This is a genomic window from Variovorax sp. UMC13, assembly GCF_014170375.1.
GTDB lineage: Bacteria > Pseudomonadota > Gammaproteobacteria > Burkholderiales > Burkholderiaceae_C > Variovorax.
In genome coordinates this window covers 90,925-104,320 of the sequence record NZ_LZZW01000029.1, presented here as the reverse complement: position 1 = coordinate 104,320, position 13,396 = coordinate 90,925, and the positions used below count along the sequence as shown (strand labels likewise).

The window sequence follows — 13,396 nt, the reverse complement described above, 5'->3', positions numbered from 1 at the left end:
GTGCTGCAATGCACCGCATGGCTGAGCCCACCCTCGACGACCTGCGCCGCGACGCGGTGGCACGCACCCTCTTCACCCCGACCACGCTGCCTGCCGCGATCCGCCGGCTGGGCTTCGTGCAGGCCGACCCGATCCGCGCGCCCGCGCGCGCGCAGGACCTGACCCTGCGCCACCGCGTGAAGGACTACCGCGCGGGCGACCTCGAGAGCCGCTACAGCCGGCTCGCGATCGAGGAGGACTGCCTGGTCAACTACGGCTTCCTGCCGCGCGAGCACCTGGCGCTGATGCACCCGCGCGAAGCCAGGCGCGCCTGGGACGCCGACACCCAGCGCAAGGCGGCCGAGGTGCTGGCCTATGTGCAGGCCCACGGCCCGGTGCATCCGCGCCAGGTCGAGCTGCACTTCGCGCACGGCCGCGTGACCAACTACTGGGGCGGCGCGAGCAATGCCTCCACCCAGCTGCTCGACGGCCTGCACTACCGCGGCCTGCTGCGCGTGGTGCGGCGCGACAGCGGCACCCGCGTCTACGCGGCCGTGGCGCATGCGCCGGCCGACGACAGTCCCGCGGGCCGTGCGCAGCGCGCCGCGGCGCTGATCGCGCTGGTGGTGCGCAAGTACGCACCGCTGCCGGCCGCGAGCCTGAGCTACCTGGTCCGGCTGCTGGGCTACGGCGCGCCGCACCTCGCCGCGCAGACCCAGGCCGCGCTGCGCATCGCGCGCGACGAAGAACTCGCGAGCTGCCGCATCGACGGCACGACCTGGTACTGGCCCGCCGACGAGAAGCCGGCTTCCAAGCGCCACGCGCCCGACGATGCGCTGCGCCTGCTTGCGCCCTTCGACCCGGTGGTCTGGGACCGGCGCCGCTTCGAACTGCTCTGGGGCTGGACCTACAAGTTCGAGGCCTACACGCCCGCGCCGCAGCGCCGCTTCGGCTACTACGCATTGCCGATGCTGTGGCACGAACAGGTGATCGGCTGGGCCAACGTGAGTGCGCCCGGCGGGCCCTTGCAGCCGAGCTTCGGCTATGCCGCCACGCCACCGCGCGGCGCGGCCTTTCGCGCGGCGCTCGACGACGAACTGCAGCGCATGACACAGTTCCTCGTGCCGCGCTGAACGCGCCCCCGAAAAATCCCCCGCGGCCGAAGGTCTGGCGCGCGGGCGACAACAACGCCCTCGGCCGGGCTTCTAGAATCGGTGCGTCGTCCGGTTCGCCGGGCGACAAGCGTTCTCAGGGCGGGGTGCAATTCCCCACCGGCGGTGATGGCGACTCGTTCGCACAAGCCCGCGAGCGCCTGCCGTGCACCCTGTGTGCGGCAGGGTCAGCAGATCCGGTGTGATTCCGGGGCCGACGGTCACAGTCCGGATGAAAGAGAGCGCGAACCGTCGGCGTGGCCGCGCGTCTTTTTTTGGCGCGCGCCGCGGCTGCGGCTTCGTGCGCCCTGATTCAGGAAACCTGCTTTCAAGGGCACACCATGAGTCAGATCAACGACCTTCCCCTCTCCGCCATCGGCAACTCGGACAACTCCGAAGCGCAGCGCGTCGCCTTCATCGAGGCGCAGTGGCACTCCGACATCGTGCATCAGGCGCGCGACGCCTTCCTCGCCGAGATGCAGCGCCAGGGCTTCCCGCGCGAGCGCATCGACGTGCTCGACGTGCCTGGCGCCTTCGAGATCCCGCTGCATGCCAAGCGACTTGCGCTGTCGGGCCGCTATGCCGCCATCGTGGGCTGCGCGCTGGTGGTCGACGGCGGCATCTACCGCCACGAGTTCGTCGCCAACACCGTCGTCAGCACGCTGATGTCGCTGCAGCTGGAGACCAACGTGCCGATGCTGTCGGCCGTGCTCACGCCGCACCACTTCCATGAGCATGTGGAGCACCGCAAGTACTTCCACGCGCACTTCGCGGTCAAGGGCACCGAAGCCGCCGACGCCTGCCTCAAGACCCTCGATGGCCTGCGCCAGGTCGAGGCGCTGCTGGCGGCCTGAGCACGAAACCGATCCCGGGGCGCGATCCCACACCGGGTCGCGGCCCGATGCGCCGGGGGTGGGCCTGCGCGGTCACTAGGATCGCGCCATGGATTCCCTCACCCAGATACTTCTAGGCGGCGCGGCCGCCGCGGCCATTGCGCCCGCGCGCCATCGCCGCGCGGCGCTGCTCGCGGGCGCCGCGCTCGGCACGCTGCCCGATCTCGACAGCTTCCTGCTGCGGCCGTTCACCGACGACCCGGTGGCACTGATGACGATGCACCGCAGCTTCAGCCATTCGCTGCTGGTGCTGCCCTTCGTCGGCGCATTGGTCTGGTGGTTGTTCCTGCGCTTTGGCCAAGGGCGGACGAGAGATGCGCCCGCGCGCTGGTTCTGGGCCATGCAGGCCGCGCTGCTCACGCATCCGCTGCTCGATGCCTTCACCGTCTACGGCACGCAACTGTGGTGGCCGCTGCCTTCCGCGCCGGTGGCCTGGGCGAGCATCTTCATCATCGACCTCGGCTACACGCTGTGGCTGCTGCTGGCCTGCGTCGTCGCCTGGTGCCTGGCCGAAAAAGCATCGGCCCAGCGTGCCCTGGTCGCCGGCCTGGTGCTGAGCAGCGCCTACCTCGGGGCCTCGCTGCTGGCCCAGCAGCAGGTCGAGCGCGCCGCCGCGCGCACGCTGGCCGGCATGGGCCTGGCCGATGCGCCGCGGCTCGCCACGCCGACCCCCTTCAACATCCTGCTGTGGCGCGTGATCGCGATGACACCCACCGGCTACCTGGTCGGCGAACGCTCGCTGGTGGCCGACCGCGGGCCGATGGTGTTCACCGCCCATGCCTCCGACGTGAAGGCGCTCGCCGACGCACGCGAGCTGCCCGCGGTGCGGCGGCTGCAGTGGTTCAACGGCGGCTTCATGCGGGCGCAGGTCGATGCCGAGGGCGCGTTGGTGCTGTCCGACCTGCGCATGGGGCAGGAGCCAAGCTACAGCTTCCAGTTCGAAGTCGCGCGCCGCGTCGACGGCCACTGGCAGGCGGTGGCGCCGAAGCAGTTCGCGTGGAAGGCGCCGACCGATGGCCTCGGCGCGCTGTGGCGGCGCATCTGGACCGAACCGTCCCGTTGACCCTCGGCGCGGGCCGAGCTTCCGATCCGGGCGCCGTTCAGGCCGAAGCCGGCACCAGCGCCTCGCGCCGCACGCGGCGCACGTTGAAGGCGCTGGCGATCAGCACCCCCTGCACGATCGCCAGGCCGACGATCACCGCGGTGTAGCGGCCGTTGTCCATCAGCCGGCCGAAGACCAGCGGCGCCACGGCCTGGCCGATGTCGAGCCCGGCGTAGACCACGCCGTAGACGCGGCCGGTGGCGTTGGCCGGCGTCGAGCGCTTGACCAGCAGGTCGCGCGAGGGGCCGGCGATGCCCGAGGCGAAGCCCATGGCGCCGAACAGCACCGGCACCAGCACCGGCGCGAAGTCGGCGAAGGCCAGCACCAGCGCCAGCACCGCCGCGATGCCGAAGCCCACGCCCACGATGCGCTCGCAGCGCGAGGGGTCGGAGGCCAGGAAGCCGCCGATCACCATGCCAGCCGCGCTGCCCACCATGTAGACCGTGAGGCACACCGCCACCAGCGTCACCGGCACCGCGTGCAGGTGGCCCGCGGCCACGGGCGCGAAGGTCTGCACCACGCTGATCACCATGGCGTAGAAGAAGAAGAAACCGAAGCACATCCAGACCGCGGGGATGCGCAGAAAATCGAACTGGCCGGCCGCGCCCGCCACCTGGCCGGTGGCCTTCTGCACGGCCTTCACGTCGAGCGTGAACACGCCGCGGTAGAGCCACAGCACAAGCAGCACCGCCAGCGCCAGCGCACCGGCCGCGGCCAGCGCGATGCGCCACGAGAAAGCCATGGCCAGCGGCACCACGAAGGCCGGCGCCAGCGCCCAGCCCAGGCTGCCGGTGATGCCGTGCACGCTGTAGGCATGGCCCAAGCGCGTGGGCGCGACCTTGCGGTTGAACAGCGTGTAGTCGACCGGATGGAACACGCCGTTGCCCACGCCCGCCACCACCGCGCTGGCCAGCAGCATCCAGTAGCTCTGCGCCATCGCATAGCCGAAGCCGGCCAGGCCCAGCAGCCCGAGGCCGACGAACAGCACCGGCCGCGGGCCGAGCTTGTCGACGATGAAGCCCGAGGCCGCCTGCACGATGCACGAGACCACGAAGAAGACCGTGAGCACCGCGCCCAGTTCGGTGTAGCTGACGTTGAAGGCGTCCTTGAGCCAGGGGAACAGCGGCGCCAGGATCAGTTGGCTGAAATGGCTGATCGCATGCGCCAGGCCGACCAGGCCGATCAGCTGGGCGTCGGTGCGCAGGGTGGTCGCGGGCGGCGCACCGGCAGGGGAAGAGGTGGACATGGCAGGGGCGGAAAAGAGGTCCGGCTATCGTAGGTCAGCCGAACGCGGCAGAATGACGATATTGGGACAACATTTGTCGAAATAATGACAGACGCCAAAGCCGGCCACCCGGTCACCGTGGTGGGGCCGCTCACGCCGCACCTCTATGCGCCCGACGCGGTGCGGCCGCTGCGCGCCAAGGAGCAGTTCCTGCATGCCGACACCTTCGTCGAACTGCATGTGCACCCCTGGCCGCAGCTGACCTTCTCGACCCGCGGCGTGGTCCGGCTCAGCACGCAGGACGGCAGCTACATCGTGCCGCCCTCGCGCGCGCTCTGGGTGCCGGCCAACGTGCCCCACAGCGTCACGCTGATCGAGGAGGCCGAGCTGCGCACCGTCTACCTCCATACCTGGCTGGCCCCCGGCTGGGAGCGGCCGCAGGTGCTCGAGATCAGCCCGCTGCTGCGCGCGCTGATGCTCGCGCTCGACACCACGCCCGACGGCCAGCCGCCCGCCGACCCGCATGCGCCGCAGCGCGAACGCATGATCGCCCCGCTTTTGATCGACGAGATGGAGCGCGCCACCCAGATCCGCATCGACGTGCCGCTGCCCGCCGACAAGCGCCTGCGCCAGCTCTGCGAGGCGCTGCTGCGCAACCCGGCCGACCGCGCCACGCTGGCCGAACGCGCGCAGGCCATCGGCGCCAGCGAGCGCACGGTGGCGCGGCTGTTCCGCGACCAGCTGGGCATGAACTGGCAGCAGTGGCGCCAGCAGGCCGTGATGGCCCATGCGCTGCCGCTGCTGGCCCGCGGCATGGCGGTGAGCCAGGTCGCGACCGCCAGCGGCTATGCCACCGACAGCGCCTTCTGCGCCATGTTCAAGGCCGCCACCGGCCGCTCGCCCACCGCCTTCCAGCACCGCAGGCGCGCCTGAGCCGACGCCGGCGCGCCACCCGCTTTCCGTATCATCGGCCGGTGCACTTCCTCTCTTCCGGTCCCGGCCGCCGCAGGCCCTTCATGCCATGGCGCTGAACCGCGCACGGCTCGCCACCTGGCTCCCCTTCCTGGGCTGGCCGCGCCCCGACCGCGCCACGCTGCGCGGCGAGATCATGGCCGGGCTCACGGTCGCGATGCTGGTGCTGCCGCAGGGCGTGGCCTACGCGGCGCTGGCCGGCATGCCGCTGGTCACGGGCATCTACGCCTCCTTCATTCCCGCGCTGGTCGGCGTGCTGTTCAGCGCCTCGGCGCGGCTGTCGGTGGGGCCGACCGCGCTCACCAGCCTGCTGATCGGCGCCTCGCTCGGGCCGCTGGCGGTGCCGGGCGGCGCCGACTGGGTCTCGCTGGCCGTGTGGCTGGCGCTGATGTCGGGCGCGCTGCAGCTGCTGATGGGCGTGATGCGCTTCGGCTGGCTGCTGAAGCTGGTCAACTCGCCGGTGCTGATCGGCTTCACGCAGGGCGCCTCGGTGCTGATCGCCCTGTCGCAGCTGCCCGCGCTGCTGGGCTTCACCGGCCGGCCAATGGCGCAATGGCTGGCCGGCCCGCCGCCCGACTGGACGGCCATGGCCTTCGGCCTCGCCACCATGGCCATCCTCTGGACCGCCAAGCAGCGCTGGCCGCGGCTGCCGGCCGCGATGCTGGTGGTGGGCCTGGGCGCCGTCGTCAGCGCGGCGCTGGGCTATGCGCTGCGCGGCGGCGCGGTGATCGGCGCGCTGCCCACCGGCCTGCCCGCGCCCTACCTGCCGGGCGCCATCTCGCTGCAGACCTTCGGCGCGCTGCTGCTGCCGGCGCTGATGATCACGCTGGTCAGCTTCCTCGAGACGGCCTCGAGCGCCAAGGTCGACAACGGCCGTTCGGGCAAGCTCTGGAACGAGAACCAGGACCTGATCGGCCAGGGCCTGGCCAAGATCGCCTCGGGCCTGTGCGGAGCCTTCGCCACCAGTTCCTCCTTCTCGCGCTCGGCGATCAACCTCTACGCCGGCGCCAAGACCGGCTGGGCCACCATCGTCTGCGTGGTGCTGATCGGCGTCGCGCTGCTGTGGCTGATGCCGCTGCTTTACCACGTGCCCCAGGCGGTGCTGGCCGGGCTGGTGGTGACGGCCATCCTGGGCCTGGTGCGGCCGGCCGCCTTCGTGGCGCTGTGGCGTGTCTCGCGCATCGAGGCCGGCACCGCGATCGCCACCTTCGCGCTGACCATCGCCACCGCGCCCGCGATCTACTGGGGCGTGCTGGCCGGCCTGGCGATGAGCCTGAGCCACTACATGTACCGCCACCTGCACCCGCGCATCATCGAGGTCGGCCTGCACCCCGACGGCCGGCTGCGCGACCGCCACCTGTGGCACCTGCCACCGCTGCGCGAGGACGTCTGCGCGCTGCGCATGGACGCCGAACTCGACTTCGCCTCGGCCAGCACGCTCGAGCGCGCGGTCGCCGAGCAGCTCGCGGCCCATCCGGCGATCGGCACGCTGTGCCTGTTCGCGCAGCCGATCAACCGCATCGACATCACCGGTGCCGAGGTGTTCGGCAGCATCCGACAGTCGATGGAAACGCGCGGCCTCTCGCTGTGGGTGATCGGGCTCAAGCTGCCCGCGCAGACGGTGCTGGAAAAGGCCGGGCTGCTGACGCCGGGCCCGATGCTGCGGGTGTTCGGCACGGACGCCGAAGCGCTGGCGGCGCTGGCCGAGCCGGCCGCCGAGGCCTGACGACGCTCAGTCCTGCACGCGGCCGCGCAGGCTCTTGATTTCCGAGCGCTGGCTCTTGCCCTCGAGCCGCCGCTGTTTCGAGCCGTAGGTGGGCTTGGTCGCGCGGCGCACGCGCGGCGGCGCGGCCACGCTGTCGACCACCGCCTGCAGCCGCGCCAGCGCGTCGTTGCGGTTCATCTCCTGCGTGCGATGCTGCTGGGCCTTGAGCACCAGCACGCCTTCCTGCGTGATGCGGCTGTCGCGCAGCGCCAGCAGCCGCTCCTTGACGTCGGGCGGCAGCGAGCTCGCAAGGATGTCGTAGCGCAGGTGCACCGCGCTCGACACCTTGTTCACGTTCTGCCCGCCCGCGCCCTGCGCGCGGATCGCGCTCAGTTCGACCTCGTCGGGGTCGATGGGGATGGAAAGGCGAGGCGGCATCATCCGGCGATTGTCCAGGAACACCGCGGAACCGGCTATGCCGGGCCGCTGGTGTTGCCCCCGGAAGGGGGTAGGCGCTGCGACACGAAGTGCGCAAGCCATGGGGGAGAGCTCAGATTCTTTCGAAGATCGCGGCAATGCCCTGGCCGCCGCCGATGCACATCGTGACCAGCGCATAGCGCCCGCCCGTGCGGTGCAGTTCGGCGATCGCCTTGGTGGTGATGATCGCGCCGGTCGCGCCCACCGGGTGGCCCAGCGAGATGCCCGAACCGTTGGGGTTGACCTTGGCCGGGTCGAAGCCCAACTCCTGGATCACCGCGCAGGCCTGCGCCGCGAAGGCTTCGTTGGATTCGATCACGTCGAGGTCGCTCACTTTGAGGCCGGTGCGCTCCAGCACCTTGCGCGTGGCCGGCACCGGACCGATGCCCATGTAGGCCGGCTCGACGCCCGCATGCGCATAGCCCACCAGCCGCGCCAGCGGCTTCAGGCCCAGCGCCTTCACGCGCTCGCCGTTGGCCAGCACCACCGCGGCCGCGCCGTCGTTGATGCCCGAGGCGTTGCCGGCCGTGACCAGGCCGTCCTTCTTGAAGGCCGGCTTCATCTTCGACAGCGTGTCGACCGTGGTGTCGGCGCGCACATGCTCGTCGGTGTCGAACAGCACCACGCCCTTGCGCGTCTTGACCTCGACCGGGACGATCTGTTCCTTGAAGCGGCCGGCCGCGATGGCGGCGGCGGCACGCTGCTGGCTCTGCGCGGCCAGCGCGTCCTGCATCTCGCGCGAGATCTTGTAGCGCGCGGCCACGTTCTCGGCCGTGATGCCCATGTGCATCTTCTCCCACGGGTCGTGCAGGATGCCCAGCATGTAGTCGACCAGCACCGCGTCGCCCATGCGCGCGCCGAAACGGGCCGCGGTGTCGAAGTAGGGGCCGCGGCTCATCGATTCCGAGCCGCCGCCGATCGCGATGTCGCAGTCGCCCAGCGCGATCGCCTGGGCCGCCGACACGATGGCCTGCAGTCCCGAGCCGCAGAGGCGGTTGACGTTGAAGGCCGGCGTCTCGATCGGGCAGCCCGCGTCGATGGCCGCCACGCGGCTCAGGTAGGCGTCCTTGACGTCGGTCGGGATCACGTTGCCCATCACCACATGGCCGATGGCATCGGCCGCGACGCCGCTGCGTTCGATCGCGGCCTTGACCGCGGTGGTGGCGAGCTGGGTGTTGGGCACGTCCTTCAGCGCGCCGCCGAAGGTGCCGATGGCGGTGCGGGCGGTGCCGACGACGAAGATGTCGGGGGAAGTCATGGTCTGTTCTCCTGCTGCAAGTTGAAAAGGGGTCAGTGGCCGCTGAAGGCCGGCTTGGTCTTGGCGAAGAAGGCGTCGATGCCGATCTTGAAATCATCGCTGCTCGCGCATTCACGAAACGCGGCCGATTCGGCGTCGAGCTGGCCCGCGAGGTCGCGCTCGAACGAGGTGCGCATCAACCGGCGCAGGCGCCCCAGCGCCACCGTCGGTCCCTGGGCCAGGCGGCGCGCGAAGGCCAGCGCCTCGGCTTCGAGCGCGGCGGCCGGCACCACGCGGTTGATCAGGCCCATGCGCTCGGCCGCGGCCGCGTCGAACATCTCGCCCAGCATCGCGATCTCGAGCGCGCGGCGCAGGCCCACCAGCCGCGGCAGCGCCCAGGAGGCGCCGACGTCGCAGCTGGCGCCGATGTTGACGTAGGCCAGGTTGAAGCGCGTGCCCTCGGCCGCCAGCACGAAATCGGCCTGCAGCATCAGGCTCAGGCCCGCGCCCGCGGCCACGCCGTGCACCTGCGCGACCAGCGGCGCGTCCATGCCGCCCAGCACGGTCAGCGCCTCGTGCAGCGGACCGATCAGGTCGGCCGCGCCCTGCACCGGGTCGGCCTGCAGCACGGCCAGGTCGCCGCCGGCCATGAAGCCCTTGCCCACGCCGCTCAGGAGCACCGCGCGCACGCTCCTGTCGGCCGCGAGTTCGCGCGCCGCGGCCAGGAAGGCGATGGCCATCGGCACGTCGATGGCGTTCAGCGCCGAGGGCCGGTTGAAGCGCAGCGTGGCGATGTCGCCGTCGCGGCCCACCAGCAGGGGGGAATCGTTGTTCATGCTTGTCCTTCTTTCTTCTTGCGGGCCCGCTGGGCAGCGGGCGGGGAGGCGGTCTCGGGCGCTGCGGGCGCGGGACGCTGCAGCACGCCGTTGAGCAGCAGCGCGATGCCCTGGTCGGCGATCTGTTCGGGCGTGAGCGCGCCGTCGCCGCGGTACCAGCGGCCGACCCAGCTCAGCGCACCGGCCAGCATGAAGGCCGCCATCTTCGGGTCGCAGGGCGCGAGCGAACCCTCGGCCACGCCGTCGGCGATGAGGCGGCGGAACTGGTGGTCGATGCCGGCCTTGAGCCGGCGCAGCTCGGTCTTGAGCGGCTCGGGCAGCGGGTCTTCGCCGATGCGGATCACGCACATGCCGAAGTCCTGCGTGACCACACCGGTGTAGATGCGCATGCAGGCCTTCAGCTGGTCGATGGCGCTGCCGCCCGCGCGGCGCACCGCCTCGATGCCCTCGTGCATCAGGTCGAGCGCGATGCGCACGCATTCCAGCAGGATCTGGTCCTTGCCCTCGACGTAGTAGTACAGCGTGGGCTTGCTCACGTGCAGCCGCTCGGCGATGTCGTCGAGCGAGGTGGCGTGGAAGCCGCGTTCGTTGAAGAGCTGGGCGGCGGTCTGCAGCACGGCGTTGCGCTTGACCTCGCGTTGCAGCGCGCGCGCGCTCGCGGGCTCCCAGGGGGAGGCGGCGGCGGCTTTGGAGCGAAGGGCGGAAGAAGCCATGGTGTGGAGGTCAGCGCGGGAAAGTCCGGATGCCGTGAAGCGTAAGCAACAGCGACATTACCGACGAGTAGAAATTCTACGGACAAGTAGATTTTCGCGCTTTGCACGCAAACCCTCGTCGACCGGCCCCTCTTTTTCTTTTGGAAACCATGCCCCAGCCCGCCGCCGTCCCCGCCCCTGCCGCCCCGGTGCTGCAGGTCGAGGCCTTGACGCTGGCCTTCGGCGGCGTCAAGGCGCTCACGGGCGTGGGCTTCAGCGTGCAGCCGGGCTCGATCACCGCGGTGATCGGGCCCAACGGCGCGGGCAAGACCTCGCTGTTCAACACCATCTCGGGCTTCTACCGGCCGTCGGCGGGCCGGGTGCTGTTCGAGGGCGCCGACATCACGCGCACGCCGGCACCGCAACGCGCGAAACTGGGCCTGGCGCGCAGCTTCCAGAACATCGCGCTGTTCCGCGGCATGACGGTGCTCGACAACATCAAGCTGGGCCGCCACGCGCACCTCAGGACTAACGTGCTGGAGGCGCTGTTCTATGTGGGCCGCGCGCGGCGCGAAGAGGCCGAACTGCGGCGCGATGTGGAGGAGCGCATCATCGATTTCCTCGAGATCGACCACATCCGCCACGCACCGGTGTCCGCCCTGCCCTACGGCCTGCAGAAGCGCGTGGAGATGGCCCGCGCGCTGGCGATGCAGCCCAAGGTGCTGATGCTCGACGAACCCGTCGCGGGCATGAACCGCGAAGAGACCGAGGACATGGCGCGCTTCATCCTCGACGTGCGCGACGAATGGGGCATGACGGTGCTGATGGTCGAGCACGACATGGGCATGGTGATGGACCTGTCGGACCACGTGGTGGTGCTCAACTTCGGCCAGGTCATCGCGCAGGGCGCGCCGGCGCACGTTCAAGCCGACCCCGAGGTGATCCGCGCCTACCTGGGCGCGGGCGACGTGGGCGACCTGCGGCGCAAGCTGCGCGGCGAACAGACGGTCGCGGGAGTCGCGTGATGGATTGGGCCTACCTGTTCGAGATCAGCCTGACCGGCGTGGCCAGCGGCGGCCTCTATGCATTGGCCGCGCTGGCCTTCGTGCTGGTCTACAAGGCCACGCGGGTGGTCAACATCGCGATCGGCGAGATGCTGATGATCGGCGCCTACCTGTTCTTCACCTTCTCCGCGACCTTCTCGCTGCCGATCTGGGCCGCGGTGATCGGCGCGGTGATCGGCACCGGCCTGCTGGGCGCGATCGTCGAGCGCACCATGATCCGGCCGCTGCTGGGCGAGCCTCCGATCTCGGTCTTCATGGTGACGGTGGGCCTGGCCTCGGTGCTGGTGGGCCTGGTCGAGATCATCTGGACCGCGGACCAGCGCCGGCTGCCCGAGTTCCTGCCCAACACCCCGATCATGGTCGGCGAGGCCTTTCTCGCGCCCAAGGTGGCCTACGGCGCGCTGATCGCGGCCGGCCTCATCGGCGCGGTGCTGCTGGTGTTCCGCTTCTGGCGCGGCGGCGTGGCCCTGCGCGCCACGGCCTCGGACCAGGCCGCCGCCTATTCCATGGGCATCAACGTGCCGCGCGTGTTCTCGCTGGCCTGGGTCGCCTCGGCCATGATCGCCGCGGTGGCCGGCATCATGGTCGGCGCCATCGGCGGCATCTCGTCGACCATGGGCGTGTTCGGCCTGTCGGTGCTGGTGGTGGTGATCGTCGGCGGGCTCGACAGCGTGCTGGGGGCCTTGATCGGCGGGGTGTTCATCGGCCTGGTCGAAGCGCTGGCCGGGACCTTCCTCGGGGGCGAGTACAAGCTGCTCGCGACCTTCATCGTGCTCGTGCTGGTGCTGATGGTGCGGCCCTACGGTCTCTTCGGCACGCACGAGATCGAGAGGCTCTAGGATGACCCACCCCCGATGCGCCTTCGGCGCCTCCCCCTCCAGGGGGCGATACCAGCGGCCCGGCCAAGCCGGTTCCGCGGTATCCCTGGCACGGGGCTGCGGTGGAGCGACCCCAGCGCATCCACGTGCGCAGGGTGGCCTGTGCACGCGCCCCGAACAGACGCTCAAGAACAAGAGAGCAGTCCCATGCGCATAGGCACCCTCAAGGAAAGCTACATCGCCGATGCGGCGCTGTTCGACTCGCGCACGCAGAAGACCTGGCTCGCGATCGGCGCGGCGCTGCTGCTGCTCTTCCCCTTCATCGCCAGCGACTACTGGCTCTACCTCGCCTGCCTGGTCGCGATCAACGTGGCGAGCGCGAGCGGGCTCAACATCCTCACCGGCTACACCGGGCTGGTGAGCCTGGGCCAGGCCGCGTTCATGGGCCTGGGTGCGTACACGGTCGCGATCCTCGAGACGCGGCTGGGCACGCACTTCCTGCTGAACCTGCTGGCCGGCGGCACGGTCGCGATGCTGGGGGGACTGATCGTCGGCATCCCGTCGCTGCGGGTGAAGGGCCTGTACCTGGCGATCGCGACCATCGCGGCCTCCTTCATCACCCACTTCCTGTTCGCCAACCTCAAGCTCACGGGCGGCACCACCGGCCTGTCGGTGCCGCCGGCGCAGTTCTTCGGCCTGCCGCTCGACACCTCCTTCCGCCTCTATTGGGTGATCGTGCCGGTGATGCTGCTGATGGTGCTGGGCGCGGCCAACCTGTTCCGCACCCGCGTGGGCCGGGCCTTCATCGCGATCCGCGACCGCGACATCTCGGCCGAGGTGCTGGGCATCCCGCTGCTGCGCTACAAGCTGCTGTCCTTCGGGCTCTCGTCCTTCTATGCGGGCGTGGCGGGCGGGCTCTGGGCCTACTTCTTCCGCGTGGTCACGCCCGAGAGCTTCCCGCTGCTGATGTCGATCTTCTTCCTGGCCGCGATCATCGTCGGCGGCATGGGCTCGATCCTCGGCGGCATCCTGGGCGCGATCTTCATGACCATGGTGCCCGAGCTGCTCAAGCTGATCGTCGACCTGCTGCCGGGCGGCACCGAGATGACGGTGTTCCTCTCGCCGGTGCGCACCGTGGTGTTCGGCCTGCTGATCGTCGGATTTCTGGTGTTCGAGCCGCACGGGCTCGCAGAAGTGTGGCGGCGCACGCGCCGCTTTTTCCATCTGTGGCCTTTCAGGAATTGA

Annotated in this window: 13 protein-coding genes and 1 riboswitch; of the genes, 8 read left to right on the top strand and 5 right to left on the bottom strand. The window is 70.4% G+C overall.

Going from position 1 to position 13,396, the window contains the following annotated elements; translation table 11 throughout:
- The first annotated feature begins 17 nt into the window (after window positions 1–17).
- From A9977_RS22945 to A9977_RS22935, 3 genes are all read left to right on the top strand, one after another.
- Entirely contained in the window at window positions 18–1,112 is a 1,095-nt protein-coding gene (locus A9977_RS22945) for a DNA glycosylase AlkZ-like family protein (RefSeq protein ID WP_183027155.1), read from the top strand.
- Between the two features lie 107 nt (window positions 1,113–1,219).
- Window positions 1,220–1,378: riboswitch (FMN riboswitch) on the top strand.
- Between the two features lie 93 nt (window positions 1,379–1,471).
- Window positions 1,472–1,984, top strand: a complete 513-nt coding sequence (locus A9977_RS22940; RefSeq protein ID WP_183027154.1) for a 6,7-dimethyl-8-ribityllumazine synthase — start codon at window positions 1,472–1,474, stop codon at window positions 1,982–1,984.
- An 88-nt stretch (window positions 1,985–2,072) separates the two neighbouring features.
- The gene (locus A9977_RS22935) at window positions 2,073–3,086 is read left to right on the top strand and encodes a metal-dependent hydrolase (RefSeq protein WP_183027153.1); all 1,014 of its coding nucleotides are present in this window, start codon (window positions 2,073–2,075) and stop codon (window positions 3,084–3,086) included.
- Between the two features lie 37 nt (window positions 3,087–3,123).
- On the opposite strand, the gene A9977_RS22930 is transcribed toward A9977_RS22935, so the two are convergent.
- Entirely contained in the window at window positions 3,124–4,371 is a 1,248-nt protein-coding gene (locus A9977_RS22930; protein WP_183027152.1) for an MFS transporter, read from the bottom strand.
- Between the two features lie 84 nt (window positions 4,372–4,455).
- Here A9977_RS22930 and A9977_RS22925 point away from each other — a divergent pair, with 84 nt between their 5' ends.
- Entirely contained in the window at window positions 4,456–5,283 is an 828-nt protein-coding gene (locus tag A9977_RS22925; protein WP_183027151.1) for a helix-turn-helix domain-containing protein, read from the top strand.
- Between the two features lie 88 nt (window positions 5,284–5,371).
- Entirely contained in the window at window positions 5,372–7,048 is a 1,677-nt protein-coding gene (locus A9977_RS22920) for a SulP family inorganic anion transporter (RefSeq protein WP_183027150.1), read from the top strand.
- 6 nt (window positions 7,049–7,054) lie between these two features.
- Here A9977_RS22920 and arfB read toward each other — a convergent pair whose 3' ends face one another.
- The 4 genes from arfB to A9977_RS22900 form a co-directional block, all read right to left on the bottom strand.
- On the bottom strand, window positions 7,055–7,468 hold the full coding sequence (arfB, locus tag A9977_RS22915; protein WP_259652105.1) for an alternative ribosome rescue aminoacyl-tRNA hydrolase ArfB: 414 nt from the start codon (window positions 7,466–7,468) through the stop codon (window positions 7,055–7,057).
- Between the two features lie 109 nt (window positions 7,469–7,577).
- Window positions 7,578–8,762 carry an acetyl-CoA C-acyltransferase family protein gene (locus tag A9977_RS22910; RefSeq protein ID WP_183027149.1) on the bottom strand — a complete coding sequence of 395 codons (1,185 nt, stop codon included), beginning with the start codon at window positions 8,760–8,762 and terminating at the stop codon, window positions 7,578–7,580.
- A 32-nt stretch (window positions 8,763–8,794) separates the two neighbouring features.
- Window positions 8,795–9,577, bottom strand: coding sequence for an enoyl-CoA hydratase/isomerase family protein (locus A9977_RS22905; RefSeq protein WP_183027148.1), 783 nt, complete (start codon window positions 9,575–9,577; stop codon window positions 8,795–8,797).
- Window positions 9,574–10,290 carry a TetR/AcrR family transcriptional regulator gene (locus A9977_RS22900; protein WP_183027147.1) on the bottom strand — a complete coding sequence of 239 codons (717 nt, stop codon included), beginning with the start codon at window positions 10,288–10,290 and terminating at the stop codon, window positions 9,574–9,576. Before A9977_RS22900 ends, A9977_RS22905 begins: the two co-directional genes overlap by 4 nt.
- 149 nt (window positions 10,291–10,439) lie before the next feature.
- Here A9977_RS22900 and A9977_RS22895 point away from each other — a divergent pair, with 149 nt between their 5' ends.
- The 3 genes from A9977_RS22895 to A9977_RS22885 all read left to right on the top strand — a co-directional run bounded on the left by A9977_RS22895 (window position 10,440) and on the right by A9977_RS22885 (window position 13,396).
- Window positions 10,440–11,294 (top strand): ABC transporter ATP-binding protein, encoded by an 855-nt coding sequence (locus A9977_RS22895; RefSeq protein ID WP_183027146.1) that lies wholly within the window; start codon window positions 10,440–10,442, stop codon window positions 11,292–11,294.
- The gene (locus tag A9977_RS22890; RefSeq protein WP_183027145.1) at window positions 11,294–12,172 is read left to right on the top strand and encodes a branched-chain amino acid ABC transporter permease; all 879 of its coding nucleotides are present in this window, start codon (window positions 11,294–11,296) and stop codon (window positions 12,170–12,172) included. The genes A9977_RS22895 and A9977_RS22890 overlap by 1 nt, the downstream gene beginning before the upstream one ends.
- Before the next feature lie 186 nt (window positions 12,173–12,358).
- Entirely contained in the window at window positions 12,359–13,396 is a 1,038-nt protein-coding gene (locus A9977_RS22885) for a branched-chain amino acid ABC transporter permease (protein ID WP_183027144.1), read from the top strand.

Coding starts and splice junctions, on each gene's coding strand:
- A9977_RS22945 (WP_183027155.1), top strand. CDS start 18: ATGGCTGAGCCCACCCTCGACGACCTGCGCCGCGACGCGGTGGCACGC.
- A9977_RS22940 (WP_183027154.1), top strand. CDS start 1,472: ATGAGTCAGATCAACGACCTTCCCCTCTCCGCCATCGGCAACTCGGAC.
- A9977_RS22935 (WP_183027153.1), top strand. CDS start 2,073: ATGGATTCCCTCACCCAGATACTTCTAGGCGGCGCGGCCGCCGCGGCC.
- A9977_RS22930 (WP_183027152.1), bottom strand. CDS start 4,371: ATGTCCACCTCTTCCCCTGCCGGTGCGCCGCCCGCGACCACCCTGCGC.
- A9977_RS22925 (WP_183027151.1), top strand. CDS start 4,456: ATGACAGACGCCAAAGCCGGCCACCCGGTCACCGTGGTGGGGCCGCTC.
- A9977_RS22920 (WP_183027150.1), top strand. CDS start 5,372: ATGGCGCTGAACCGCGCACGGCTCGCCACCTGGCTCCCCTTCCTGGGC.
- arfB (WP_259652105.1), bottom strand. CDS start 7,468: ATGATGCCGCCTCGCCTTTCCATCCCCATCGACCCCGACGAGGTCGAA.
- A9977_RS22910 (WP_183027149.1), bottom strand. CDS start 8,762: ATGACTTCCCCCGACATCTTCGTCGTCGGCACCGCCCGCACCGCCATC.
- A9977_RS22905 (WP_183027148.1), bottom strand. CDS start 9,577: ATGAACAACGATTCCCCCCTGCTGGTGGGCCGCGACGGCGACATCGCC.
- A9977_RS22900 (WP_183027147.1), bottom strand. CDS start 10,290: ATGGCTTCTTCCGCCCTTCGCTCCAAAGCCGCCGCCGCCTCCCCCTGG.
- A9977_RS22895 (WP_183027146.1), top strand. CDS start 10,440: ATGCCCCAGCCCGCCGCCGTCCCCGCCCCTGCCGCCCCGGTGCTGCAG.
- A9977_RS22890 (WP_183027145.1), top strand. CDS start 11,294: ATGGATTGGGCCTACCTGTTCGAGATCAGCCTGACCGGCGTGGCCAGC.
- A9977_RS22885 (WP_183027144.1), top strand. CDS start 12,359: ATGCGCATAGGCACCCTCAAGGAAAGCTACATCGCCGATGCGGCGCTG.